Source organism: Amycolatopsis sp. CA-211722 (genome assembly GCF_056828465.1).
The window spans coordinates 4819136-4844484 of sequence record NZ_CP184752.1 but is presented as its reverse complement, the minus strand read 5'-3'; the positions used below and the strand labels follow the sequence as shown (position 1 = coordinate 4844484).

The window sequence follows — 25349 nt, the reverse complement described above, 5'->3', positions numbered from 1 at the left end:
CGACGCGCGCGATGAAGGGTCCTTGCAGAATTCGCAAGGACCCTTCATGGCACCCGGAGGCCGTCCAGCACGATCGAGAGAAGCCGCTTCGTGTCCTCCTCCGAAGCCTTGCTCGCGGCCGACCCCAGCCCGTGGCCCAACCGCAGGATGTCGACACCGGCGACGTCGGCCCGGAGCGCTCCCTCGTCCTGCGCCGCCTTCACGATCGTGTCGGCCGCGGCCCGCAACCGTGCCTGACACCAGCCGAAGACCTCGGAGCCCGCGTCGACGGACGCCTTCAGCGTCATCGCGAGCCCGTGCTTCTCCACCACGTAGATGACGTGCGTGGCCAGCCACGTCTCGAGCGCCTTCCCCGGCGGCAGTTCGTCGAGCAGGTCGTACGCCTGCTGCGCCAGCCCGTCGATCTCGTCGCGGTAGACGGCCTCGATCAGCTTGTCGCGGGTCGGGAAATGCCGGTACAACGTGCCCGCGCCGACACCGGCGCGTTTGGCGATGTCGTCGGCGGGCACGTCCACACCGTCGGCGGTGAACGCCTCCTTCGCCACGGCCACGATGCGCTCGTAGTTGCGCCGCGCGTCCGCGCGCATGGGGCGGGCCGGATCGGCCGTGACCATCTGCACCTCCTCGGGGCGACGAAAACGGAGAAGCTCTCCGAATTCACTTGCGTAAGCGGAGAGTGTCTCCATATCATCGCTCACGACCTCAAGTGGAGAGTCTCTCCGCTTCATCTCGTTACGTCTTCGGAGTATTCCTTGACCGAGCGAACCCTGCGTGCCGAGCCTAGGCCCGAAACGGCCGGGGCCCCACCACCTCCGCACCGGCTGGTCCTCCCCCTCATCCTGACCTGCCAGCTCATGCTCATCCTCGACGCGACGGTGATGAACGTCGCGCTCCCCCGCATCCAGTCCGAACTCGGTTTCACCGACACTGGCCTGTCCTGGGTGATGACCGCGTACAGCCTGGTCTTCGGCGGCTTGCTGCTCCTCGGCGGCCGGGCGGGCGACCTGTTCGGCCGCCGCCGGACGTTCGTCGCCGGCACGGCCGTGTTCACCGCCGCCTCCCTCCTCGGCGGGCTCGCCGGTTCGGCGGAACTGCTGATCGCGGCCCGGGTCGCGCAGGGCGTCGGCGCCGCGCTCGCCGGGCCGAGCACGCTGGCGCTGATCACCGGCACGTTCACCGAAGCCAAGGCCCGGGTGCGCGCGCTGGCGTTGTTCTCGGCGATGTCCAGCAGCGGTTTCGCGATCGGCCTGCTGCTCGGCGGCCTGCTCACCGAATGGATCTCGTGGCGGGCGGCGCTGTACATCAACGTCCCGTTCGGGCTCGCGATCGTGCTGCTCACCGCCCGGTACGTCGCCGAACCTCCCCGGCGGCGCGCCCGGCTGGACCTGCCCGGCGCGTTCACCGGCACCCTCGGTGTCGGCTCGCTCGTGTTCGCCTTCACCCACGCCGCTTCGCACGGTTGGGGCGACACGATCACCCTCGGCGGTCTCGCCGCCGGGCTGGCACTGCTGGCCGCGTTCCTCATCATCGAGACCAGGGTGCGCGAACCGCTGATCCCCCTGCGCCTGTTCGCCGAACGCGACCGTGCCGCGGCCTACGTCAACTTCTTCCTCGGGCCGATGGCGATGATGTCGATGTTCTTCTTCCGCAAAAAGCAGACCAGCGCGCCAACCACGTCGTAGGCCGCTGATCTGCTCTTTTGCCCTGGTTGTGTCCGGTTGGGTCTGGTCCTGTCCGGACGTCTGACGGCCTGTAGACGGCCTGGCGCTGGTCGCTGCCTCGGACCAGCGAGCAAGTTCAAAGAGGCTGAACAGAGCCGTTTGGTTCGGGCTGAGCTGACGGCCTGCCTGCTTCATCCTGGGACCTCCCGTGAGTCGACGACGGCGGTTGAGATGCCCGGGTGCCTGTTCGCCCCCGCTTCCCTTGCCCCTGCCGCGCCTTGCGCTGAGTCGGTCGTGTCAAGGCACGCTTTCCCGCCTTGATGCGGGCGGCTCGGCGTAAGACGCTGAGAAGCGAGGGACCCCACGTGACCACTGCACGTCGGCTGGGCGGGTCGGGTGATCTCGCCGTATGGCTCCTACGTCTCCGTCGTCGTTGGCGGCGCGCTGCGGGTGCTGCCCTGCGGCGGGCTCGCCCGGCGGCGCCTGCCGGAGCGGAGCGGGAGGCCGGCGTCGCCTCTGGGGCGTAGCCCGCCGAACGGGTGGTGACCCGCGCGCCGCCAACGGCGGCGCCTTGATCCCATAGAGCCAAATTCGGCAGGCAACACATGGCCTGGCTGGCTACGCGGATGTGGAAGTATGGCCGCATGACTGAGAGCCCGGAGAACGTGGCCGCGTCGCTGCCGGAAACGCTTGTGCTGTGGGACGTCGACCACACGCTGATCGAGAACGGCGGAGTAAGTAAGGCGACGTATGCCTCCGCGTTCGAGCTGCTGACCGGACGTCCGCCGGAGGTGCGTCCACAGACTGACGGCCGGACGGACTTTCAGATCATGCGTGAGCTGCTGGCGGCGAACTCGGTAGACGTCGAGGGGTACACCAGTATCTCGCAGTTCGAGGAGCCTCTTATCAAGGCGATGGAGCGGAACGCTCCGGACCTTCCTCGCCTCGGCCACGTCCTGCCGGGCGTCGTGGCTGCACTCACGTTGCTGTCGACTGTTCCGAGTGTTGTGCAGTCAGTTCTTACCGGCAACATCGCTCCGAACGCGCTAGCCAAGCTATCGCCGTTTCACCTGGAGCAGTGGGTGGACCTGGAGGTCGGCGGCTACGGTTCCGATGATGTAGTTCGGTCCAATTTGGTCGGTGCGGCACGCGGGAAGGTTCAGCGGAAATACGACCGCACCTTCGACGAGACGTCGACAGTGCTGGTCGGTGACACGCTGCTCGATATCAAGGCTGCACATGATGGTGGCGCGAAGATTATTGCTGTTGCCACAGGGATCTACGGCGTAGACGAACTCTCTGCGGCTGGCGCGGACGCCGTCCTGGAAGACCTGTCAGACTTGGATCGATTCCTGGGCGTGCTGCATCGCGTCCGAGCAGGAATAAGTCCGGCGTAGCGTCTTACTGCTCGGCCCGCACGTCCCGAATGTCGTACGCTTCCTCGTCCCACACCAGGTTGAGACTCTTCATGTAGGTGTCGAAAAGGTCCCCCTCGGGTGACTTCCGAAGGTGAAGAATAGGGGCTATGTACCCATAGGTGCCGTAAATGTGCTGGTTTACGAGCATCTGGTCATCATACCGGAATATCGAGTTGTACAGCGACGTTCCATGTAGCCGGAAATCGATTCCATCAATGCCAACTAAGGGCCGATAGTAGGCAAGCGCCATCCTGATACGACCGACGAGCCCTTCGAAAAGACGTTCTTCTTTGCCGCGTAGCTCCATCGCGGGCTGCTCGGGATCGCCGAGTAAGATTCGAATCTTGACACCGGCTTTTGCCTTACTCTTGATAATCTGAATTGCATCCGGGTTGTCTTCCGGCAGAAACAGACTCGCATTGGCAAACAGGTCAATTCGCTCTTGCGCTCCGGCGAGCAGGTCCATCCAGAGCTGTTTGGGAACGCTCGCCCGGTGCGCGTAGAGGGCAACCATGTCTGCTGGCTGGTTGGCGGGAGCATCCATTGACTGGCTGATCGCTGGGATAGGCGGCTCCGAGTTGGCACTCGGCGGCTCGGGAACGAATTCGATTCCGCCGTCGTGTGGCTCGAAGAGCTGTTCGACCTGCCAGCCGGGCAACATTGCTTCAAGGATCCGGCAGTGGTCGGCGTAGGGCAGGCCGACGAGTTCACCGGACAACCATCGATAGAACTGCGCCTTGCTGGGGTAGCCACCTCGCAGGGCCTTATCCAGAGTGGCCGCCACCTTGTCGTACTCGCGACAGAACGCGCGGTAGCTCTGCAAGTGCCGTCCCCGAAGCAGGACCTTGAGGACGATTGGTCGGGCTTCCGGGGCGGCGGCTGTGTCGGTGGTCACGAGACCAATCTAACACAGGGGACGAGACAAGACGAGACCAAGTGAGTGCTAGACGCTCTGAGGTGAGACCGAGACGGTGTCGTGACGGGACACTCGTTTGGCCGATTGTTGTAGGTACGCCGGTAAAGGCGTATCCGACAAGCGGGAAGGTTCAACACGATATGGCGATCGAAAAGGGCATCCGATTCAGCGTTGAGCACGACGATGCGTTTCCGCAGGGCTTGGTGATGGTTGGCGAGGTGTCGCCGGACAACGAGTACCAGTCGCGTGAGGACAAGGCGCAGGGGCGGCCGGTGCGGCAGCGGATCGACGAGACCACTGGAAAGCGGCAGTGGAAGTTCATGGCGACGGATTTGGGTGAGACGAAGGCGAAGCGTGCTTCGTTTGAGATCACGCTCCTGGCTGATGTGCAGCCGGTGCCGACAACGGCTGAGGTGATGCCGGGGATGCGGCCGGTGGAACTGGACGGGTTGACGGCAGAACCGAAGGTGGCCGGGCAGGGTGAGTTCAAGTACCTGGCCTATGTGTTCCGCGCTACCGGGTTCAAGGCGGCGGCGAGTGGCACAGGCTCGTCTTCGGGCGGAAAGGCGCCTCGGTCGACGGCTGGTGAGTCCTCGGCCAAGGCCGCGTGACGGCACCGACTTCTAAAGGGAAGTGGTGTCGTGATGCCGAACAAGCAGGTGTCAGCGTGGGAGGCGGCTTACCGCGCCTATCGGGACGCGTCGGACGCGGTGGCTCGGTCACGGGGCACGAATCCGGATGTGGCGCGGGAGATGGCGGCGGTGTCGTGGTCAGTCGCGCACGCCTGGCGCGCTCTTGCCGGTGACCCTGATCAGCCGTGGTGGGTAGTCGCCGCCGTGGGCTCGGCCGCGCAAGCCTTCGAAGAACAAGCACGGGAGTGGGAACGCAGGGCGGGAGGTGACGAGTATGCGGGAGGGGTTCGGCCCAACGTGGGTGATCAGCCCGTGGGACGAGGTGACGGTGGAGGAGACTGGTTCGGGTCCGGGGTCGCCACCGGCGCTGGTGCTGTCGGGCACGGCTGGCCTGCTGATGATCAGGCCGCCGGACGACCGGGGCGCCTGGCTGGATCGGGCCGCCTTCCTTCGCCGACTCCGCGATTGCGCGGACGAGCTAGCAGTGCTGCTCGAAAGCCGCGCACGGAACGGGGTCTGTGATGACGGTTCCGGGCAGGTTTGAACCGCAAACGATGCCAAAGAAGGTCGCGCCGTTCAAGACGCCGGACGTTGACCAAGGACGATACGTGCCGCTTGGGGTACTGGTGTCGCGCGTTCGGCTCTGGCATCGCTGGACTCTCCAGACGACCGCGAACAAGGCTGGCATGGGCGTGTCCACGTTGAGCCAGATTGAGCGCGGCGTGAGGCATCTGACGTACGTTCCCACGATCATGCGGCTGGCGGATGCCTTGGAGATGCCGCGCGAACAATTGTTCAACTGGGTCGTTAGGGAGCGAGAGCACCGCGCGGCACAAAAAGAGTTGCGATGACGACTCCGGACAGGAATGAGCCGCAAACACTCAAGGATGCGCACCACGTCGCGGCGTCCACTCGACCACTACCTGACGCGAGTCTCGCAACCTGGCTGAAATGGCGACAGGCCAACGCAAGGATGTACAGGGCTGTGTCCGATGTAGACAGGTTCCATCATCACGAGATTCGGTACTGGGTCGCACACGAGGACGCCAAGGCCGAGGAACTGCAAGCGAGGATCCAGGAACAGAAAGCGGATGGCAGCTAGACGGCGGTGCGCTGCGCGTGTTCAAGGAGCGTGAGCATCTGCACAAATGATCATTGAGCAGGGAAACTGAATATCGAAATTTTCACGCGTGGGGACGCGTGACGGATAAACGCGTCCCCACGTGACTAAAAGTGTCCCTATAAAACGCAGAACCGGCCCTTGGCTACCAACCTGTTCCGGTTCTGCGCCTGTCCACTGGAGCAGTGAACAATGAAGAAGATAAATGATGCCAAGCAGTGCGAGTCAACGGGGGTCACCCGAACGCGCTGTACGGAATGCAAGAGGTTCGCTCGGCTGCTGCCGGGTGAGGAGAAGTGCTCCCCGTGCCTGGGGATGCTGCCGCTGCCGATCGTGGTTCCCGCTGCTGGTCTGCGGGGTGGTCGGCGATGAACACACAGGAGATCATGACCACCCTTGCGGTCGGCGGCGGCCTGGCTGTGGTGCTGTGGGTGCTGGCCAAAGTCGGCCGTGCCCTGGCGGCGGTGTTTGAGGCGCTGGCCGCGCTGGCCGTCCTCGGCGTGGCGCTGTGGGGACTGCTGCGGGCGGTCGGCTGGGTTGTTCGGCAACTGGTCACGCACTGGCGCACCTGCCTCGCCCTGCTGGGGTTGTGGGCTTGGTGCACGGCGCTGGGCTGGGTCTCCCTCGTCGTCACGGTCGGCGTGCTGGCGGCTGTGCTGCTGGTGTGGTGGCGCCTCGATGCGGTCGGGTATGACCAGTGGTGTGGGCGGTGGCTGCGGGCGTGGTGGCTGCGCTGGGCGCTCTACGGCCGCAAGCTCGCCGGTTGGCTGCACGCCTGCGGCCTGACGGTGCGCGATGACGCGATTCCCGTTGACGTGACGGTGAACCTGGTATCTCGTCGGCGCAAGCGTGAGGCGGTCGCGAAGGCTCGTCAGGCGTCCGGTGTGGCGGTGCCGAAACTGCTGTCGGTCCGCTCCGGCCCGTCCTGGGATGAGGTTCGCGTGCGGCTAGTTCCGGGGCAGAAGCCGGAAGACTTTGATGAGGTCGCGCGGGAGCTGGCGGTGGCGCGCAAGGTCCAGCGGTGCCAGGTCCGGGAACTGGAACCCAATGTGGTGTCCATCGACTACATGCGCCGGGATCTGCTGGAGGCGGCGGTGACATGCCTGCCGGTTCCGGAACTCATGCCTACGGATGGCTCAGGGGTGGATCTGCGGGCGGTCTACGCGGGGGCGACGGAGTACGGGAAGCCGTGGACGGTCCCGCTGATGGGCCGTGGCGCGCACACGTTGGTGGCTGGCGCGACGGGTGCGGGTAAGGGGTCGGTGATGTGGTCGCCGCTGGTGTCGGCCGCCCCGGCGATCCGCGCGGGCCTGGTGCGCATGTCGGGGATCGACCCGAAAGCGATGGAGCTGTCCTACGGGCGCGGGATCTTCACCCGCTACGGCCAGAGCGGTAAGGAGGCTCTGGAGATCCTGGACGCGCTGATCGATGAGCTGGAGAACCGCAAGCGCGTCTTCGCCGGGCACACGCGTGAGGTGCCGCTCTCGACGGAGTATCCGTTGGAGTTGCTGGAGTTCGATGAGATCGGCGCTCTGACCCGCTACACCGATCGCAAGACCCGTGAGGCCATTGTCGAGCGGGTGGCGATCCTGGCCACACAAGGGCGTGCGCTGCTGTTCACGGTGCGCGGCTATGTGCAGGAGCCGACGAAGGAAACCGTTCCGGTGCGCGAGTTGCTGCCCCGGCGGGTGGCGCTGCGGGTGACCTCGAAGTCGCAGGTTCCGATGGTGTTGGGCGACGGCGCCTATGAGCGCGGGGCGTGGGCCAACCGGATCACCGAGGATTCGCCCGGCGTCGGCTACGTGTGGGGTGAGGGCATCCGCGAACCGCTGCGCGTCCGCGCCGGATGGGTGTCCGATCAGACCGTCAAGCATCTGGAGCACTACGTCACCAACGGTGGCGCCTCGGTGGTGCACCTGTCAGAGCGGCGCGGCGAGAGGGGGACGGCATGACTAGCACAACCACAGATCACCAGGTCGGAGCTGGTACGGTCGCCCCGCCGGCACCCCCGAATGGAGTAGGGGTCAGGGCAAGCCGCGGGGCGCTCTCTGCGGAGGTTGTGAAGGCCACTGCGGAGAAGCACGGGGTGTGTGTCCGGCCGTTCACGATGGAGGTCGGGGACACCGAAACCGGCGAGATCCGCTACGTCCCGGTGCCGTGCGGGTCGACGGTGGAATCGGTGTGCCTTCCCTGCGCTCGCAAGGCAAAGGCGCTCCGTCAGGCGCAGTGCCGTGAGGGTTGGCACATGACCGAGGAACCCGTCATCGAACGGGAAACCCCGTCGGAGACGCAAACGGAGTTGCTGACGTTCCGGGCTGATCTGGCAGCACAGTACCGGGATGTGATGGCGGCCGGTGACGAGGTTGAAGCGGAGGAGCTGCGGGCAGAGGTCGCCTCGGTGGACGAGGAGCTGCGCGCGTCGGGCATGACGGGCCGTCTGCCTGCCCTTGACGTTCCGGAGAAGCGTCCGGTGAAGCGTTCGACCAAGCGGCGGCAGGATGCGCCGAACCTTCCACGCCGCAAGGTCTCCAAGGCCACTGTTGGGCGTGAGTTCGCGGGGAAGTTTCGGCCGTCGATGTTCGTCACGCTCACCTGCGACACATACGGCCCGGTGCGGTCTGATGGTTCGCCGGTGAACCCGTCGACGTATGACTACCGGCGGGCCGCTCGGGATGCGGTGCACTTCTCGGCGCTGGTGGATCGGTGGTGGCAGAACCTGCGGCGCGTGGTCGGCTGGGATGTGCAGTACTTCGCCACCGTGGAACCTCAACGGCGGGCGGCGCCGCACCTGCACACCGCCCTACGCGGTTCCATCTCCCATGAGGTCATCCGGATGGTCACTGAGGCCACCTATCACCAGGTGTGGTGGCCCAACCATGACGAGATCGTCTACACGGACCGGGAGCCGTTGTGGGACGTGGATTCCCGCTCCTTTGTGGACCCGGACACGCGGCAGCCTTTGCCGTCGTTCGATGAGGCTCGGGAGGCGGTGGAGGAACCCGCGCACGTGGTCACGTTCGGCCGTCAGGTGCACTCTAAGGGCATTCTCGGCGGCACGGAGGAATCCGGGCGTCACATCGGCTACCTCACCAAGTACTTGACGAAATCCACCGGTGAGGTGGTCGAGGCAGATTCGGCCGCGCAGCGGGATCACCACGACCGGCTTCACGCTGAACTGTCGGTGACGCCGTGTTCGCCTCGGTGTGCGGTGTGGTTGCTGTACGGCATCAACCCTAAGGGAGCCAACGGAAAGACTGTCCCCGGACGCTGCAAGGGACGCGCTCACCGCCGAACGACACTCGGACTTCCTGGGCGGCGGGTGCTGGTGTCGCGGAAGTGGTCGGGCAAGACCGTGGCCGATCACAAGGCGGACCGGAAAGCGTTCGTGGTGTCCGCGCTGGCCGATATCGGAGTCGTCAAGGAAGAACCGTCGCCGGATCGGTTCGTGTGGCGCAAGGTCGAACCCGGCGACACCCACTGTCCACCGAGGGATCACCTGGTGATGCGCGCCATCGCGGAGCGGATCACCTGGCGAGCCGAGTACGACCGGGCACTACTGGCCGCGCAAGGGCCACCCGGTGACGACAGTCCGGAAACTTCGGCAACTCGGCAAGCGGCCTGACCATTTGGGGGATGACATGACCGTGCGAATCAGGGTGGTGAGCATCGAAGGTCTGTGGACACCGGACGAACTGGCCACCTTCCTTGGCATACCAGAGAAGACGCTCCGGGACTGGCGTCTCAAGGGCTACGGCCCCTCTTGGATCAAGATGGGTAAACACGTCCGCTACAGCCCCGACGTTGTCCGCGACTGGCTGACCTACCTCACCGAGACCACCGGCGCCGCATAGCCGCACATCTTTCGGCAATTCAAACAGAGAGGCATCTTCATGGCACACATTCAGGATCGCTGGTACCAAGACAAGAAAGACCCGGCAACCGGCGAAATCGTGTTGAACAGCAAGGGAAAGCCCGTACAGGAACCTACCGCAGACCACGGAAAGGGCCTGCGATACAAGGTCCGCTATCTCGACCCTGACAAGATCGAACGCGCGAAATCGTTTCCAGATAAACAACTCGGCAGGGCCAAGGAATTCAAGACCAAAGTAGAGAACGATCTTTACGCGGGCACTTACGTAGACCCCAATGCAGGGAAGGTGGAATTCAGGGTCTACGCAAAGACCGTCCTTTCTGGTCGATCACAAGACGAGTCCACCGTTACCGTGGAGCGGATACGTCTGGAGAATCAGGCGTATCCGTTCCTCGGCCGGAAACTGCTGTCGTCGTTCAACACGCCTGACGTCATTCGAAAGTGGCTGGCGTGGATGAATGAGCGGGACCGGGAAACTTCGGCAACGTATCAGCGGCTCGTGTTCGACCTCGTGTCCTCGATCCTGGATGCGGCGGTGGCGGACGGAAAGCTCAAGGCCAACCCGTGCCGCGACAAGTCGATCCAGGCTCCGAAACCGATCCGGCGGAAGGTCACTCCGTGGTCGGATGCACGGTTGCGTCGCGTAGAGCTGGCGCTCCCGGCTCGCTTCAAGCCCTGCGTGCCGCTCGGGGCCGGGCTGGGGCTGCGGCAAGGTGAGATCTTGGCGTTCAGCCTCGACAACGTCGACCGGGAAGAGATGGTGTACCACTGCACCCGCCAGATGGTCACCGTCGGCGGTGTACGCAAGTTCAAGCTCCCGAAGGGCCACAAGACCCGCTCTATCCCGCTGGGGCGGGGCGTGCTCGAACTGCTCGACGCGTACGCCGAGACCTACCCGCCCGTGTCGATCACCCTGCCTTGGGCGGAACGTGACGGGCGGACTACCGAGACAATCCGGGTTCTCATGGTCAACGATGCCGGGGACCTCTACACGGGCCAGACGTTCAACAAGTCCGTGTGGAAGGCCACCTTCAGGCGGGCAGGACTGCCTTACCAGGATCGTGAGGACGGCATGCACGCGATGCGGCACCTGTTCGCCTCGGCGATGCTCGCGCGTGGTGTGTCGATCAAGGAACTCGCGGCGTTCCTCGGGCACGCGGACGAGGGGTTCACGCTCAAGGTGTACACGCACCTGATGCCCTCCAGTTATGACCGTGCGCGCGTGGCCATCGATGACGTCTTCAAGCCCCGTCAGGCACCACCAAGCGCCGAAGAGACGGCCTGACGGCCTGTAGACGGCCTGAGCACGTAGAGGAGCCCGGAATGACCCCTAAAATGCCTGCTCAGGCGCTAGATCCGGTTAAGACGTCGATGTTCTTCTTCCTGACCCAGTTCCTGCAGGACATCGCGGGGTTCGCCGCGCTGGAGACCGGCTTCGCGTTCCTGCCGATGGCGGTCTGCATGTTCCTGCTGAGCAGGCTGATCCCGAAGCTGCTCCCCCGGTTCGGGCCGAAACCGCTCGCCCTGGCCGGGACCGCGCTGATGACCGGCGGGGTCGTCTGGCTGACCACCCTGTCCACGGACAGCGGCTACTTCTCGCATCTGCTCGGGCCGATGCTGCTGATGGGCGTGGGCGCCGGGCTGGCGTTCTCCCCGCTCAGCGTGATCATCATGGCGACCGTGCCCACCGGCGACGCGGGTGCCGCGGGCGGCGCGCTGCAGACGTTGCAGCAGGTCGGGGCGACACTGGGACTGGCGATCCTGATCACCGTGTTCGGCGCGGCGACGAGGACCCCGTCGGGAAGCCCGGCGGAGACCACGGTCACCGGGATGACCGCGGCCTTCACCGCCGCGGCCGTCGTGACGGCGGTGTCCTTCCTGGTGGCGCTGACCTTCCGGCGCCGGGCCTAGAGCTTGACGCCCGCCTGGACCTTGTGCGTGACCTTGCGCTCCATCACGAACGAGAAGAACGGGATGCAGCCGGCGATCAGCACGAGCAGGGTGCCCTTCATCGACCAGCGTGCCTTGATCGCGAGGTCGACCGCGAGCAGCAGGTAGATCAGGTAGAGCCCGCCGTGGACCATGGGGATCATCTTCACGAACTGGGGAAGTTCCACGCGGAAGACGTACTGCAGCAGCATTTCGACGACCAGCCCGAGCAGGGCCACACCGGTGGCGTACGCCGCGACACGGAACCGGATCAGCGGTCCGCCCAGCGAGACCGGGCGGGCCGGGGCGGCGTCGTCAGTTCGGGTGGTCATAGGGTCTCGAACCTCTCTGGGGACTACTTGTCGCGGGCGTTGAGTTCGCGGAGGTACTTGTTGTACGCGGCGAGCTCGTCGTCCTCGGGGGGTGGCGGCGCCGGGGCACGCCGCCGCCGGGGCGCGGGCACCTCCGGGACGGTGGTCTCGGCCACCGGTTCCCGGGTCTCGGCCTCGGCGGCCTGGCGGCGGAGCTTGCGGATCCGCCAGAACATGAACGCGGGGAACAACCCGAACAGCGGCCACTGCAGGACGTAGCCGAGGTTCTGGAACGTCCCGCTCGCCGAGGAGAACCGCTCCCACTGCCACCACGCGAGCCCGCAGCACAGCGCCAGGCTCACCAGGCAGACGGCGGCTATGCCGAGGCGGCGCAGGAGGACGGGCGAAGCGGACACACATCGACGCTAGCACTGGGCGCGCGGCGAATCCCCGCCGACCTGGGCGCTCGGGACCTTGGTCCCGGCTGCGGGTCTCGTGAGTGGTAAGGAAGGTTCTAACCGTCCTTACCACTCACGAGGCGGCGGCGACGGCCTTCGCGTAGTCGTCCGCCAGCCCGAAGACCTTCTGCGCGTACTCGGTCGAGTTGTTGTACGACAGGATCCCCTGCCACCACCCCGACGCGGCCGACATGTCGCGGTTGTTCACGCACAGGTAGCGCCCCGCCGCCAGTGTCGCGTCGTCGATCTGCTGCGGATCGCCGAGGCCGTCGCGGTTCCCGTCGGCGGCGTACCGGCGCCAGGTGCTGGGGATGAACTGCATCGGGCCGACCGCGCGGTCGACGGCCGCGTCCCCGTCGAACTGGCCGCCGTCGGTGTCGCCGATCGCCTTCACCCCGGGCGACCCGTCGAGCGGGACGCCGATGATCGGCTTCGACGGCCGTCCGTCCTGGCCGAGGACGGCGCCGCCGTACTGGCCGTGGTTCGACTCGATCCGGCCGATCCCGGCCAGGGTCGCCCACGAGATCTTGCAGTTCGGCTGCAGCTGCCGCATCGCCAGTTCGGCGTTGCCGTAGGCGAGCAGCGCCCTGGCCGGGATGCCGGTGGCCTGGGCCGCCCGCTCGGTCCAAGCGGTCAGCGGGTCCTTGCCCGGTTTCGGTTGCGCCTGCTGGGGCGCGGTCTGCTGGGTGCCGCCTCCCGCGAGGGTGGCGTTGACCGGGGCGACCGAACCGGGTTTGACGTCCGCCGCCTTGACCTGCAGCGCGGGGATCTCCATCGTCGTCGGACTCGCGACCGGGGCGGACGCCTTGGTCACCAGCCAGATCCCGCCCGCGGCGAGCCCGAGCACGGCCAGCACGATCACCAGCCTGCCGAGTACGGCGGCGCCCGCCCCGCGGCGTCGCGGAGCGGGCGTGGCCGGGTCGGCGACGAGCTCGTCGTTTTCCGGGGTGGTGCGCACGAAGCGAGTCCTCCAGCGTGGGCGGCGATCACGACCGATGCTCGAACAACGAGCCCGCGCAGGTTAGCGTTACGCGGTTGCCGAGATCGCCTCTGCCACGCCGGTTCACCCGCGCGTGCGAGAAGTTCTCATCAGGCGGACTTCTGCTGCCTCGCCAGCCGCGCCACGCACCAGGCCGGGGCGCTGCCTCGGCGGAGGTGCTGCAGAACGGTCATCGGCCCGAGCCGGCGGCTCAGATCGGACGGGGCGAGCCCGGCCGCGCGGTAGTCGAGCGCACGCTGGTCGAGCGGGCTGATGCCGGCGTCCCACCAGGCTTCGGCCTCGGCGACCCCACCGACCATCTGCCACCAGCCGGCGGCCGCGACGAGCAGGTCCCGAGGGACCTCCGGGAGACGACGGCTCATCGCGTCGAGGTAGCCGGGATCGGCGGCCTCGACCGGCGCCCAGCGCCCCTGGCCGGACTGCTGACGCTGGCCGGGGATCCCGGGAGCCTGCCTCGGCACGTCGGCCAGCCACGCCGACGCGATGCGATCGGCTTCCTGCTCCTCGGGGGTCTGCTCACGCTCGGCCGCCCACTGCCGGATCAACGCATCGACTCCGGGATCTCCGGTCATCCCTGCCTCCTCATGATTCCCCGACTGACAAGCCCTGACTTACTTGCCCGGCTGAAAGTTCCCGCTGCCCTGGGGCTTGCACCTGCGGAAACTCCTCGCCCAGGAGGCCGGCTCCGGCGCCTGGAGGACCAACCGATCACGCAATGTGAGCACCGTAGGGGCGCGGAGGTCTTTTCCGCCAGAGCTTCCCGGGCACGAATTCGTCGACCAGCGGGTTTTCGGGGGCAATCCACCCGGATGGTCGAGTCATCCGACCGAAATGCGAGACGGGTGACGCTGAGTGATACCCGCAGGTGAGTGCGCACGGTGATCACCGGCGTCACCAAGGACACCGGTGATCACCGGAACGAGGGTCAGGAGAAAAGGCTCCGGACGAACGTCACGATGGCTTCGGCACCGGACCGGAGCCAGCCGAGCGCGGTGTGGACGGCGTCCGCGGATTGCGTCGGCTTGCTGATCAGAAAGAAGAGCACGAGCGCGACGACGGCGATCACAACGAATTTCTTCAAGCCGGGCGACATGGCTCCATCCCATCACACCGTAGTGTCCAGACGATGACTCCGCGCGCACTGCGGACTTTGTCACCACTTTAAGGAGAATCGGGCCCTGTTGCCCACCCGTATTCGCCTGAGGGAGCGATCGATGAGCGAAAATGTTCTCGTCCACCGGGACGGACCGGTGACGACGATCACGCTGAACCGCCCCGAGTCGCGCAACGCCGTGGACGGACCGACCGCGAACGCGCTCGCCGGCGCGTTCCGCGCGTTCGACGCCGACGAGGAGGCCGCGGTCGCCGTCCTCACCGGTTCGGGTGACGCCTTCTGCGCGGGAGCCGATCTGAAGGCCGTGGGCACCGGTCGCACCAACTCGCTCAGCCCGGCGGGCGACGGCCCGATGGGCCCGACGCGAATGGCCCTGTCGAAGCCGGTGATCGCCGCGGTCCGCGGGCACGCCGTCGCGGGCGGGCTGGAACTGGCGCTGTGGTGCGATCTGCGGGTCGCCGACAGCACGGCCGTGTTCGGGGTGTTCTGCCGCCGCTGGGGCGTGCCGCTCATCGACGGCGGCACCGTGCGCCTCCCCCGGCTGATCGGCCACTCGCGGGCGATGGACCTGATCCTCACCGGCAGGCCGGTCGACGCCGGTGAGGCGCTCGCCATCGGGCTCGCGAACCGGGTCGTGCCGGACGGCGAGGCACTGGCGGCCGCGCAAGCGCTGGCCCGCGAGCTGGCCGCCTTCCCCCAGGCGTGCCTGCGCGCGGATCGCGGATCCGCGTACGGCCAGTACGGGCTGACCGAAGACGAGGCGATGCGGGCCGAGTTCTCGAACGCGCTGATCGGCGGAGGACTTGCCGAAGAGGCTGTCGCGGGCGCCGGCCGGTTCAGTGACGGCGCGGGGCGTCACGGCAGTTTCGACGGCCCTCGGCCCTAATGTCTGTCGGATGACAGAAACCGGAGTCGCGCTCAGACCGGTGTCCGAAGAAGACCTGCCGATGCTCGAAGCGCTCACGAACGATCCACGGGCCGCGGGCCCGTTCGAGTGGCACGGCTGGCACGATCCGCATTTCCTGCGCCGCCGCTGGGCCGAGACCGGCATGCTCGCGGCGGACAACGGGATGCTGATGATCGATCTCGACGGGCAGCGGCTCGGCTTCGTGTCGTGGCACAAGACCAGGACCGGCTCGACGTCGTACTGCTGGAACGCCGGGCTCGTGCTCATCCCCGAGGCGCGCGGCCACGGCTACGGCACCGAGGCTCAGCGGCTGCTGGTCCGCTACCTCTTCGCGCATACGCAGATGAACCGGGTCGAGGCGTCGACGGAGGCGGAAAACGTCGCCGAGCAGCGCTCCCTGACGAAGGCGGGCTTCACCCGGGAGGGTGTGCTGCGCGGCTACGGGTTCCGGGACGGGGCCTGGCGCGACCACGTCCTCTACTCGGTGCTGCGATCCGATCTCGACGTGGGCTGAAAGCGTCCTTCACCGCATGAGACGCGGTGAAGGACGCTTTCGTCGCGTCTCATGCGGGGAAAGTCCCCTTCAGCTCACGCGATGGTGCCCGCGGCCCGGAGCCGTTCGATCCCGTCGGCGTCCACGCCGAGTTCGGCGAGGACCTCGGCGGTGTCACCGCCCTTGGGCCGCGGCGGTTCCGGCGTCTCGGCAGGCGTGCGGTCGAACCTCGGCGCGGGCGCAGGCTGCAACATGCCGCCGACGTCGACGAACGTCTTGCGCGCGACGTTGTGCGGATGCGACGGCGCCTCCTTCGGGGAGAGCACCGCCGTCAAGCACGCGTCGGTGCCCTCGGCCTTCGCGACCAGCTCGTCGCGGGTGTGCTTCGCGACGGCCTCGGCGACGATCTTGCGCAGTTTCGGCCACTCGTTCTTGTCGACGTGGACCGGCGTCTCCTCGGGGTCGAGCCCGAGGACTTTCACCAGGTCGCCCCAGAACCGCATCTCGATCGCGCCGATGGCGACGTACTTCCCGTCGGCCGTCTCGTAGGTGTCGTAGAACGGCGCGCCACCGTCGAGCATGTTCTCGCCGCGCCCGCCGGACCACAGCCCGGAGTCCAGCAGCCCGTGCAGGCTGGTGGTCAGCAGCGCCGCACCGTCCACCATGGACGCGTCGACCACCTGCCCCTTGCCGGACGTCTGGCGTTCGAACAACGCCGCCAGCACACCCATCGCGAGCAGGAGGCCACCGCCGCCGAAGTCACCGACGAGGTTGAGCGGCACCACCGGCCGCTGCCCGGCGTGCCCGATGGGTTCGAGCGCGCCGGAGATGCCGATGTAGTTGATGTCGTGCCCGGCGACGGTCGCCAGCGGGCCGTCCTGGCCGTAGCCGGTCATCCGGCCGTAGACCAGGCGCGGGTTGCGGGCGTGGACCTGTTCCGGCCCGATGCCCATCCGCTCGGCGACGCCGGGACGGAAACCCTCGATGAGCACGTCGGCGTCGTCGGCGAGTTTCAGCACCAGTTCGACCCCCTCGGGGGTCTTGGTGTTGATCCCGATCGACCGCCTGCCGCGGGCGAGCGGATCGTTCGGGAACCCGATGACGTCGTTGCCCGGTGTCGCCCGGTCGATCCGGACGACCTCCGCGCCGAGATCGGCGAGGATCGTGCAGGCGAACGGCGCCGGGGCGAGCCCGGCCAGTTCGACGACCTTGAGCCCGCTCAGCGGGCCGGCCTTCTTCGCCACGTATTTCCTTCCTACGCCAACGTTTTCCCTAGAGCGTGCGGGAGATGATTTCCTTCATGATCTCGCTGGTGCCGCCGAAGATCCGGGAGATCCGGATGTCGGCCCACGCGCGCGCGATCGGGTACTCGGTCATGTAGCCGTAGCCGCCGAAGAGCTGCAGGCAGTCGTCGACGACCTTGTTGACCCGTTCGGTGGTCCACAGCTTCGCCATCGCCGCGCCCTGCACGTCGAGTTCCTTGCGCAGATGCCGCTCGATGCACTGGTCGAGGAACGCGCGGGACACCGCGGCCTCGGTCGCCGCCTCGGCGAGCTTGAACTTCGTGTTCTGGAAGTTGTAGACCGGGCGGCCGAACGCCTGGCGGTCCTTGGTGTAGGCGATGGTCTGGTCGATCGCGGCCTCCATCCCGGCGACCGCGGTGACGGCGATGATCAGCCGTTCCTGCGGGAGCTGCTGCATCAGCTGGATGAAGCCGAGGCCTTCCTGGGCGCCCAGCAGGTTGGCGACGGGGACGCGGACGTCGTCGAAGTTCAGCTCCGCGGTGTCCTGGCCCTTGAGGCCGATCTTGTCGAGGACGCGGCCGCGGCTGAAGCCCGGCGTGTCGGTCTCGACGGCGATCAGCGAGACACCCTGCGCGCCGGCCTCCGGGTCGGTCTTCACCGCGACCACGACGAGGTCGGCGTGGAAACCGTTGGTGATGAACGTCTTCGCGCCGTTGATCACGTAGTGGTCGCCGTCGCGGACCGCGCGGGTCTTGATGTTCTGCAGGTCCGAACCCGTGCCGGGTTCGGTCATCGCGACGGCGCCGACCATCTCGCCGGAGGCGAACTTCGGCAGCCACGCCTTCTTCTGCTCCTCGTTCGCGTACTCGAGGAGGTAGTGCGCGACGATTCCATTGTGGACGGTGACGCCCCAGGCGCTGTCACCGGAGCGGGCCTGCTCCTCGTAGAGCACGGCCTCGTGGGCGAACGTGCCGCCGCCACCGCCGTACTCCTCCGGGATGGACAGGGCCAGCAGCCCGACCTCGCCCGCCTTCGTCCACAGCTCGCGGTCGACCTTCTTCTCGGCCGCCCAGCGCTCCTGGTTCGGCACGAGTTCCTTCTGGCAGAAGGTCCGGGCGAGGTCCCGGAGGTCTTCGAGCTCCGTCGTGCTCCACGAACTCTTCTGGATCTGCAAGGGCACGGCCAACGCCTCCTGATCGGACCTGGAAAACATGACGCTTAGGATGTAAGTTCCATTCGGAATGTACATCCGTACCGAGCTGCACGTAAAGGGGGCGGGATCCGGTGAGCGTGCTCGGCAAGACCCACCGCACTCAGGCCGAGCGGCGGGCGCAGACCCGTGCCGCCCTGCTCGACGCGACCATCGACTGCCTGGTCGACCTCGGCTACGCGCGCACCTCGGTCCAGGAGATCTGCGCCCGCGCCGGTGTCTCCAAGGGCGCCGTGCAGCATCACTTCTCCGCGAAGGCCGAGCTCATGGCGGCCGCCGTCGAGCATCTGACGGAGAAACTGCGCGGGCGCCTCGCGGCGTCGATCACCGCGCTCCCCGGCGGGGCGTCGGGCGTGGCGGCGGCGATCGACCTGCTGTGGGAGGGCTACTCGGGGACGCTGTCCACGGCCGCCACCGAACTGTGGGTCGCGGCGCGCACCGACCCCGAACTCCGGGCGGCGATCCGCCCGGTCGACCGGGCGCTGGGCCGCTCGACCCTGGAGCACATCACCGCGGTCGCCGGGGATCTCCCGAAGGAACGCGCGGAGATCCTCTTCTGGCTCACCGTGAACCTCACGCGCGGGCTGGCGCTGGACGCCGAACTCGGCGGCGATCCGAAGCGGCGACGGCAATTGCTCGACGAATGGAAACGCGTCGCGGTGATGTTGTACGAGGACGGCTCCGCGTAGCACGCGCGAAAGCCCTTGACCAGAGCACAGCTGACACTTATCCCGTCGGCCGATCCGTGGTGGAATTCCTTGCTGGACAACGGAACCGGCGGAGGAGTCGACCATGAACGCGCCGCAGCAGCAGCCGTACCAACCGACTGGCCCGTTCGGCGTACTACCGCCCGCCGCCGTCCCGCGCCCGCCGTCCGACCTGCGGCTCCCCCGGCTTTTCGCCGCGATGATGGGGGTTTTCGCCGGCCTGCTGGTCTTCATCGCGACTTTCCTCCCGCAGTCGACGTACGAGCAGATCTCCGACGGCAAGGCGGTGTCGAAATTCGCGGAGACCGGCTGGACGCGGATCTTCGACATCGAACCGTCGGCGGAGGAGAAGGAGTTCTACGACAAGACGCATGTCGCCCGCTACGGCATCCCGCTGTCCGCCGCCGCGCTGACCCTGTTCGCCGGGGCGGCGGTGGGATTCGCCGCGTACCAGCGCAGTTCGGGTTCGCCCGCCGCGACGACGTCGAGGACGCTGCTCATCGCGGGCGGGGCGGGGACCGCGGCCGGCGTCTGGATGCTCGGCATGGACATCTCGGCGAGCCTGAGCTTCGGACAGGACACCGGCCGCTTCGTCTCGCGTTATGGGACCGGGAGCGGATTCTGGATCCTCCTCGCGGGCGGGCTCGTGGCGTTGCTCACGATCGGGCTGGCGGTCGTGGCGAACCGTCGTGAACCGGCGCCACGCCCGCAGGCCCCGTACCCGGCCACCTACACCCCTTACCCGCCCGCTGTCCCTCAGCAGCAGTATCCGCAGGCCTACGAGCCGCCGTCGCCGCCGACGCCGCCCGCGGGCTCCGCGTTGCAGCAGCAGGACATCCTTCGCCCGTCTCCCGACAATCCGCCCCAGCCCGGCAATACGTGAAACTGATTCACATCAGCGGTGGACAGTCTCCATACCGGCGGTATGCTGTACTCGTCGGTAACACCTGGGCTCTGCGTGGCGCCTCCGGCTCCGCGCGGCATGGAACGGAGACGGCATGACGAGCACGACACCGGCGAGCGCGGGCCACCACACCGAAGGACCGGCCACCATCGGCGACGTCCCCGGCGCCCCGGCCGCGGCCAGGGCGGAACGGCTCGTGCGCCGGGTCGTGGGCGGGGCGGATTCGGCGCCGGTCCAGATGCGCGCGCCCTTCACCGGGCAGCCGATCGCGACGCTGCCCCAGGCCACCGACGCCGACGTCCGCGCCGTGTTCGGCCAGGCGCGCGAGGCTCAGCGCGCGTGGGCCGAGCGGCCGGTCGAAGACCGCCAGCGCATCCTGATCCGCCTGCACGACCTGGTCCTGAAGCGCCAGGAAGAAGCGCTCGACCTCGTGCAGATCGAGGCGGGCAAAGCCCGGATGGACGCCTTCGACGAGGTCAGCGCCACCGCGCTCGTCGCCGCCTACTACGGCAAGCACAGCGCGAAGTTCCTGTCGCCGCGCCGGGCCGCCGGGCTGATCCCGGTGCTTACGAAGGTCGGCGAGATCCGGCACCCCAAGGGTGTCGTCGGGATCATCTCGCCGTGGAACTACCCGCTCGCGCTGACCGCGATGGACGTCCTGCCCGCGCTCGCGGCGGGTAACGCCGTCGTGCAGAAGCCGGACAACCAGACCGCGCTTTCGGCGCTGTGGCTGCAGGAGGTCGCCGAGGAGGCCGGGCTGCCCGCCGGTGTCTGGCAGATCGTGCTCGGACGGGGCTCGCAGATCGGCGACGCGCTGGTCGAGGAATCGGACTACCTGTGCTTCACCGGGTCCACGCCCACGGGCAAGGGGCTCGCCGCGAAGGTGGCGGAGCGGCTGACGAGCTACTCACTGGAGCTCGGCGGCAAGAACCCGATGATCGTGCTGCCCGACGCGGACATCGCCAAGACCGCGACCGGCGCGGTGACCGCCTGCTTCTCCTCCGCCGGGCAGCTGTGCGTCTCGGTCGAGCGCATCTACGTCCACGAGTCGATCCGTGAGGAGTTCACCCGCGCGTTCGTCGCCAAGACCGCCGCGCTGCGGCTCGGTGGCGCGCTGGACTACCAGGCGCAGATGGGATCCCTGACCTCCGAAGCCCAGCTGGACACGGTGTCGGCACACGTCGAGGACGCCCGGGCCAAGGGCGCGAAGGTGCTCACCGGCGGTAAGGCGCGGCCCGACCTCGGCCCGCTGTTCTACGAGCCGACGGTGCTCACCGACGTCACCGAGGACGTCAAGCTGTTCGCCGAGGAGACCTTCGGGCCGGTCGTGTCGATCTACGGCTACACCGACGTCACCGACGCGATCGAGCGCGCCAACGACACGAAGTTCGGGCTGAACGCGAGCGTGTGGTCGCGCAACGGCCGGGCGGGCTGGGAGGTCGCGGCGCGGCTGAAGGCCGGGACCGTCAACGTCAACGAAGGCTTCGCGGCGACCTTCGGGACCGTGGGGCTGCCGATGGGCGGGATGAAGGAGTCCGGTGTCGGACGGCGCAACGGCGCCGAAGGCCTGCTCAAGTACACCGAGGCGCAGGCGATCGCGGTGCAGCGCGGGATGCCGCTGCGGCCCGGCCGCGGAATCCCGCCGAAGCTTTGGGCGCGAGGCCTGAGCGCGGGCCTGAAGGCCCTCCGCCGCCTCCCCCGCCGCTGACCCCCTCCCCGCGTTTCGTCCTCTAAATGCGGTAGTTGCACGCGCAAGGATCGCATTTAGAGGACGAAACGCGTTAGGAGGACGAGGTGGGGGCGGCCAGGAGGCCTCGGTCGTAGGCGATCGCGACGGCCTCCGCCCGGCGGCTCGCGCCGAGTTTCGCCATCACGCGCGAGAGGTGGACGCTCACCGTCTTCTCGCTGATGTACAGCTCTTCACCGACCTGACGGTTGGTGCGGCCGAGCGCGACGCGCTCCAGCACGTCGCGCTCCCGATCGGTGAGCGGATCCACGACGTCCCGGCGCGCCGGGACGGCCTCTCCGGGCAGCTCGACGCGCGCCCGGTGGCTGAGCTCCCGTACGGCTTCGCGCAGCGGGCAGGCGCCCAGCCGATCGGCCACCGCGTGCGCGGCCAGCAGCTCCGACGTGGCGAGCGCGGTGTCGCCGTCCGAAGCCAGCAGGGATTTCGCGTGCTGCAGACGGCACATCGCCTGCTCGTACACCGCGCCGTACCCGAACGCCTCGACCGCCTTCGCCCACAACGCCGGGTCTCCCGCGCCGCGCAGACAGCTCCCGAGCGCCTCCAGGCGGGCGAGCCACGCCAGTGCTTCCGGGCCCAGCGACACCGAACGCGGGATGCCGTGTTCGGCGCAGTGACGGCCGTGCGCGAGGAACTTCTCGCCGGACTCCACCGCGGCCTCGGCCGTCGCCAGGTCACCGCGCACCCGTGCTTCGGCCGCCTGGGCGACGGCCGCCGTGAGCCCGTGCACGCTGATCCGGATCCCGCCGAGCACGGCCGGCTCGACCTCTTCGAGCCAGTCGATCAGCTCGTGCGCCTGCCGCGCCGCGCCCGCGTGGTCCCCACGCCACGACGCGAGCTGGATCGCGGCGTCGGCCGACGCGAGCGCGATCGAGTAGTCCGCGCTCCAGTGCTGACGGAGGCTGGGCAGGATCTTGTCCGCGTCCGCGAAGCGGCCCCTGCCGACGACGAACTGCGCCCAGATGCTCAGGAACCGCCCGGCGACGACACTCGAAACACCGCGGCCCGCGCGGCCGGCGTCGTCGTCTTCCGGCCAGTCCCCGCTGACGTAGCGGAGCGTGAGGTGCTTGGTCCGCAGCTCGATGCCGAACGAGCTCCAGGTCAGCCCGGTCTCCTTGGCCCGTTTGATGCCCTTGGCGTAGTACTTCAGCGCGGACCGGATCTCGGCGCGGTCGTCGTAGCTCAGCCCGAGGAAGTGCAGGGCCCGTAATTCGCCGTTGAGCGCGCCGGAATCCCTGGCCTTCCGCTCGGCCTCGCGCAGCCGCTCCCGCGCCTCCTCGACGTCGCCCGCCGAATCGGCCAGCGTCCCGAGCGAGACCAGCGCCGCCGCCTCCGCCCCGCCCGCGCCGACGGCCCTGGCGTCGGCGACCGCGGCCAGCGCGCACTGCAGCGCTTCGTCGTGCCTGTCGATCAGCCGCAGGATCCCGGCGCGGGTGGCGAGCACCCAGGCCCGCGCGGCGCTCGCTTCGGTGTGTTCCACCAGCTCCCAGGCCTTGTCGATCGCCTCGACGACCTCGTCCAGCGTGCCGTCGACCGATAGCAGCGCCTCGGCGTGCCGTCGCCAGACCTTGGCGGCCCGCTCGTTGCCGGTGTCCGGGCCCAGCGCCTCGGTCGCGGACCGTGAATAGGCGACCGCGCGCTCCGGCTCCCCCGCCGTGCTCGCGAAATACGACGCCTCGTGCAGGAGGCGGAGCTCGTCGACGTCCAGCGGCCGGTCCGCCGCGGGTACGGCGTCCCAAATGGACAGTGCCTGTTCGACGTGCCGCAGCGCGGAACCGGGCGCGCCCAGCTTCTCCGCCTCCTCCATCGCGCGCAGCAACGCGGCCAGCGCGGTGACGAAGTCCTTGCTCTCCAGGCTGTGGTGCGCGAGCCGGGCGTCCTGGCCGCGGCCCTGCGCCCGGTCACGGATGCGGGCCGCGTACGCCGCGTGCATCCGGACCCGCTCCCCCGGCAACAGGTCGCCGTACACCGCTTCCTGCAGCAGCGCGTGGCGGAAGGTGTAGAAACCGTTCTCGATCACCAGCACGTGATGCTGCACGGCCTCGCGCAGCGCCTCGTCGAGTTCGAGCTCGTCGAGCCCCGAGATCTCGGCGAGCGCGGCGTGCGCCACCGCGTCCTTCGCGACCGAAACGACTCGCACCACACGGCGCGTGATCTGGGAAAGCTGCTCCACCCTGGCGAGGAGCACTTCGGCCAGCCCGGCGGGAAGCTCACGGCAGTCCTTCGCGGACGCGAGCAGCTCCTCGACGAAGAACGGATTGCCCTCGGACCGGGTGACGATGTCGGCGATCATGTCCTGGCCGATCGGCTCGTCGGCCAGCGCCTCGACGAACGCGCGCGCGTCCTCGGCGCCGAACGGCTTGACCTCGACGCGTTCGACGGCGCCCAGCCGCACCACCTCGGACAGGACCGCCCGGAGCGGATGCCGCCGGTGGACGTCTTCCTCGCGGTAGCTCGCCACCACCAGCAACCGCTGGGTGCGCAGCCTCGTCAGGAGGAAGGACAGCAGGTTCCGGGTGGAGCCGTCGGCCCAGTGCAGGTCTTCCAGCAGGATCACCACGGGCCGGCGCTGCGCGATGACGGTCAGCACCCCCAGTACCGCGTCGAACAGCTGGAGCTGGCCGAGGTCCCGTTCGGGCCCGAGGCGTTGCGTCGACACCCGTTCGCTCGCGGTGAGCTGACCGTCTTCGATGGCGGGGTAGTCCTCCGCCTGCTGCATCTGCGGGAGCAGCCTGCCCAGCGCCGGCCGGGCCCGGACCGCGGCGGTGACCGCGGGATCGGACGTCGTCGCCAGCGGCGCCAGCGCCTCGGCGAACGGAAGATAAGGAAGACCGCCCTCATGGACGTCGATACAGCGCCCGGTGAGCACCAGGGCGCCCGCGCCGGCGGTGTACTCGCCGAGGGCGGTCAGGAGGCGGGTCTTGCCGACGCCGGCGTCACCGGAGAGCAGCACCGCGCCGGCCTCGCCCCGTTCTGCACGGGCGAAGGCGGCGCGGAGCTGCCGCATCTCCTGGGTGCGGGCGACGATCGGGATTCCGGAGCCAAGACGGGGCACGAGGTGCATTCTTGCCTACCGGACCGACAACTTCGCCTGGGTTTTCGCCGAGAGCTTCATCGCACTCGACCTCTACCGGGTGATGTCGCCGCTGCGGGCGGGCGCCTGCCGGACCTCTCGGCGCTCCTGGGCGGGCACGTGGACTTCGTTGCGCTGCGCACGGATCCGCTTGCTCGCCCGGCGGGCGCGGTCGACCCATACGCTGCGGCCCGCTCGCCGCAGCTCTTCGCGGCGGTACTCGACCTCGGCCAGTACGCCGGTGAGCAGGGCGTCGTTCGTGTTCATCTTTTCCCCTTAGGAACTCTCTGCCTTGGTGGTAGTGACGAGATTCGTCCTGAGGGGTGCCTCGCGGCATCGGGTGATCACCTACACCCGGACGTGATTCGACCCCTTACGCCGGCCCATCCCCTGCTCGGGGGGCGTAAGGGGTCGAGTTCGAAGGCCTCTATTCGTGAGCCGGGCCACTCGTGCGCACGGCGCCGAGCAGCCCGCGCCAAGCCTGTGGCGAGAGGCGGAAGGCACCTCCCTCAGGGTCCTTGGAGTCCCTCAGCGCGGCACCGGAACCGGTGAAGGCGACCTCGACGCAGTCGTTGCCGCCCCCGCTGTGGCTGCTCTTGAACCACCGGGCCTGGGAAAGATCATCGTTGGGCGTCAT

Annotated in this window: 28 protein-coding genes; 16 read left to right on the top strand and 12 right to left on the bottom strand. The window is 68.0% G+C overall.

All coding sequences use genetic code 11. From position 1 onward, the window contains the following. Positions 1-44 precede the first annotated feature (44 nt). Positions 45-614: a TetR/AcrR family transcriptional regulator gene (locus ACOCEP_RS23445; RefSeq protein ID WP_482331139.1), complete on the bottom strand. Its 570-nt coding sequence runs from the start codon at positions 612-614 to the stop codon at positions 45-47. A gap of 138 nt (positions 615-752) precedes the next feature. On the opposite strand from ACOCEP_RS23445, the gene ACOCEP_RS23440 reads away from it, so the two are divergent. Next, positions 753-1682: an MFS transporter gene (locus tag ACOCEP_RS23440; protein ID WP_482331138.1), complete on the top strand. Its 930-nt coding sequence runs from the start codon at positions 753-755 to the stop codon at positions 1680-1682. Between the two features lie 623 nt (positions 1683-2305). After that, entirely contained in the window at positions 2306-3058 is a 753-nt protein-coding gene (locus tag ACOCEP_RS23435) for an HAD family hydrolase (protein WP_482331137.1), read from the top strand. Between the two features lie 4 nt (positions 3059-3062). Here the strand turns inward: ACOCEP_RS23435 and ACOCEP_RS23430 are convergent, their stop codons facing one another. After that, positions 3063-3974: a hypothetical protein gene (locus ACOCEP_RS23430; protein WP_482331136.1), complete on the bottom strand. Its 912-nt coding sequence runs from the start codon at positions 3972-3974 to the stop codon at positions 3063-3065. Positions 3975-4135: 161 nt separating this feature from the next. On the opposite strand from ACOCEP_RS23430, the gene ACOCEP_RS23425 reads away from it, so the two are divergent. The 9 genes from ACOCEP_RS23425 to ACOCEP_RS23385 all read left to right on the top strand — a co-directional run bounded on the left by ACOCEP_RS23425 (position 4136) and on the right by ACOCEP_RS23385 (position 11529). Further along, on the top strand, positions 4136-4606 hold the full coding sequence (locus tag ACOCEP_RS23425; RefSeq protein WP_482331135.1) for a hypothetical protein: 471 nt from the start codon (positions 4136-4138) through the stop codon (positions 4604-4606). A 295-nt stretch (positions 4607-4901) separates the two neighbouring features. Beyond that, the gene (locus tag ACOCEP_RS23420; protein ID WP_482331133.1) at positions 4902-5171 is read left to right on the top strand and encodes a hypothetical protein; all 270 of its coding nucleotides are present in this window, start codon (positions 4902-4904) and stop codon (positions 5169-5171) included. After that, entirely contained in the window at positions 5149-5478 is a 330-nt protein-coding gene (locus ACOCEP_RS23415) for a helix-turn-helix domain-containing protein (protein WP_482331132.1), read from the top strand. Before ACOCEP_RS23420 ends, ACOCEP_RS23415 begins: the two co-directional genes overlap by 23 nt. Beyond that, positions 5475-5729, top strand: a complete 255-nt coding sequence (locus ACOCEP_RS23410) for an AMED_5909 family protein (RefSeq protein ID WP_482331131.1) — start codon at positions 5475-5477, stop codon at positions 5727-5729. Before ACOCEP_RS23415 ends, ACOCEP_RS23410 begins: the two co-directional genes overlap by 4 nt. A gap of 386 nt (positions 5730-6115) precedes the next feature. Beyond that, positions 6116-7699 (top strand): FtsK/SpoIIIE domain-containing protein, encoded by a 1584-nt coding sequence (locus tag ACOCEP_RS23405; RefSeq protein ID WP_482331130.1) that lies wholly within the window; start codon positions 6116-6118, stop codon positions 7697-7699. Beyond that, positions 7696-9369, top strand: a complete 1674-nt coding sequence (locus tag ACOCEP_RS23400) for a replication initiator (RefSeq protein ID WP_482331129.1) — start codon at positions 7696-7698, stop codon at positions 9367-9369. Before ACOCEP_RS23405 ends, ACOCEP_RS23400 begins: the two co-directional genes overlap by 4 nt. Before the next feature lie 16 nt (positions 9370-9385). Then, positions 9386-9598 carry a helix-turn-helix transcriptional regulator gene (locus ACOCEP_RS23395; protein ID WP_482331128.1) on the top strand — a complete coding sequence of 71 codons (213 nt, stop codon included), beginning with the start codon at positions 9386-9388 and terminating at the stop codon, positions 9596-9598. A gap of 39 nt (positions 9599-9637) precedes the next feature. After that, positions 9638-10903: a tyrosine-type recombinase/integrase gene (locus ACOCEP_RS23390; RefSeq protein WP_482331127.1), complete on the top strand. Its 1266-nt coding sequence runs from the start codon at positions 9638-9640 to the stop codon at positions 10901-10903. A gap of 38 nt (positions 10904-10941) precedes the next feature. Further along, positions 10942-11529 carry an MFS transporter gene (locus ACOCEP_RS23385; protein WP_482331126.1) on the top strand — a complete coding sequence of 196 codons (588 nt, stop codon included), beginning with the start codon at positions 10942-10944 and terminating at the stop codon, positions 11527-11529. Here ACOCEP_RS23385 and ACOCEP_RS23380 read toward each other — a convergent pair. The 5 genes from ACOCEP_RS23380 to ACOCEP_RS23360 all read right to left on the bottom strand — a co-directional run bounded on the left by ACOCEP_RS23380 (position 11526) and on the right by ACOCEP_RS23360 (position 14397). Then, a complete protein-coding gene (locus tag ACOCEP_RS23380) occupies positions 11526-11879 on the bottom strand; it encodes a DUF3817 domain-containing protein (protein ID WP_034322453.1) in 354 nt (117 codons plus the stop codon). The genes ACOCEP_RS23385 and ACOCEP_RS23380 overlap by 4 nt on opposite strands. Before the next feature lie 23 nt (positions 11880-11902). Beyond that, positions 11903-12274 (bottom strand): hypothetical protein, encoded by a 372-nt coding sequence (locus ACOCEP_RS23375; protein WP_482331125.1) that lies wholly within the window; start codon positions 12272-12274, stop codon positions 11903-11905. Positions 12275-12389: 115 nt separating this feature from the next. Further along, entirely contained in the window at positions 12390-13274 is an 885-nt protein-coding gene (locus ACOCEP_RS23370; protein ID WP_482331123.1) for a lytic transglycosylase domain-containing protein, read from the bottom strand. A 131-nt stretch (positions 13275-13405) separates the two neighbouring features. Further along, positions 13406-13888 (bottom strand): helix-turn-helix transcriptional regulator, encoded by a 483-nt coding sequence (locus ACOCEP_RS23365; protein ID WP_482331122.1) that lies wholly within the window; start codon positions 13886-13888, stop codon positions 13406-13408. A gap of 353 nt (positions 13889-14241) precedes the next feature. Then, positions 14242-14397: a hypothetical protein gene (locus tag ACOCEP_RS23360; protein ID WP_191254788.1), complete on the bottom strand. Its 156-nt coding sequence runs from the start codon at positions 14395-14397 to the stop codon at positions 14242-14244. Between the two features lie 133 nt (positions 14398-14530). On the opposite strand from ACOCEP_RS23360, the gene ACOCEP_RS23355 reads away from it, so the two are divergent. Together ACOCEP_RS23355 and ACOCEP_RS23350 are read left to right on the top strand one after the other, a co-directional pair. Next, positions 14531-15316 carry a crotonase/enoyl-CoA hydratase family protein gene (locus tag ACOCEP_RS23355; protein WP_482331121.1) on the top strand — a complete coding sequence of 262 codons (786 nt, stop codon included), beginning with the start codon at positions 14531-14533 and terminating at the stop codon, positions 15314-15316. 10 nt (positions 15317-15326) lie between these two features. Further along, on the top strand, positions 15327-15851 hold the full coding sequence (locus tag ACOCEP_RS23350; protein WP_482331120.1) for a GNAT family N-acetyltransferase: 525 nt from the start codon (positions 15327-15329) through the stop codon (positions 15849-15851). 74 nt (positions 15852-15925) lie between these two features. On the opposite strand, the gene ACOCEP_RS23345 is transcribed toward ACOCEP_RS23350, so the two are convergent. Beyond that, positions 15926-17074 (bottom strand): CaiB/BaiF CoA transferase family protein, encoded by a 1149-nt coding sequence (locus tag ACOCEP_RS23345; RefSeq protein WP_037343411.1) that lies wholly within the window; start codon positions 17072-17074, stop codon positions 15926-15928. Between the two features lie 28 nt (positions 17075-17102). Continuing rightward, on the bottom strand, positions 17103-18254 hold the full coding sequence (locus tag ACOCEP_RS23340; RefSeq protein WP_482339799.1) for an acyl-CoA dehydrogenase family protein: 1152 nt from the start codon (positions 18252-18254) through the stop codon (positions 17103-17105). Positions 18255-18358: 104 nt separating this feature from the next. On the opposite strand from ACOCEP_RS23340, the gene ACOCEP_RS23335 reads away from it, so the two are divergent. The 3 genes from ACOCEP_RS23335 to ACOCEP_RS23325 all read left to right on the top strand — a co-directional run bounded on the left by ACOCEP_RS23335 (position 18359) and on the right by ACOCEP_RS23325 (position 21603). Next, entirely contained in the window at positions 18359-18973 is a 615-nt protein-coding gene (locus ACOCEP_RS23335; RefSeq protein ID WP_482331118.1) for a TetR/AcrR family transcriptional regulator, read from the top strand. A 103-nt stretch (positions 18974-19076) separates the two neighbouring features. Then, the gene (locus ACOCEP_RS23330) at positions 19077-19874 is read left to right on the top strand and encodes a hypothetical protein (protein WP_482331117.1); all 798 of its coding nucleotides are present in this window, start codon (positions 19077-19079) and stop codon (positions 19872-19874) included. A 115-nt stretch (positions 19875-19989) separates the two neighbouring features. After that, positions 19990-21603: a succinic semialdehyde dehydrogenase gene (locus tag ACOCEP_RS23325; RefSeq protein WP_482331116.1), complete on the top strand. Its 1614-nt coding sequence runs from the start codon at positions 19990-19992 to the stop codon at positions 21601-21603. A gap of 73 nt (positions 21604-21676) precedes the next feature. Here the strand turns inward: ACOCEP_RS23325 and ACOCEP_RS23320 are convergent, their stop codons facing one another. From ACOCEP_RS23320 to ACOCEP_RS23310, 3 genes are all read right to left on the bottom strand, one after another. Further along, complete coding sequence (locus tag ACOCEP_RS23320) at positions 21677-24703, bottom strand: helix-turn-helix transcriptional regulator (RefSeq protein ID WP_482331115.1); 3027 nt, start codon at positions 24701-24703, stop codon at positions 21677-21679. A gap of 63 nt (positions 24704-24766) precedes the next feature. After that, positions 24767-24979, bottom strand: coding sequence for a hypothetical protein (locus ACOCEP_RS23315; RefSeq protein ID WP_482331113.1), 213 nt, complete (start codon positions 24977-24979; stop codon positions 24767-24769). 160 nt (positions 24980-25139) lie between these two features. Beyond that, positions 25140-25349, bottom strand: a complete 210-nt coding sequence (locus ACOCEP_RS23310; RefSeq protein WP_482331112.1) for a DUF397 domain-containing protein — start codon at positions 25347-25349, stop codon at positions 25140-25142.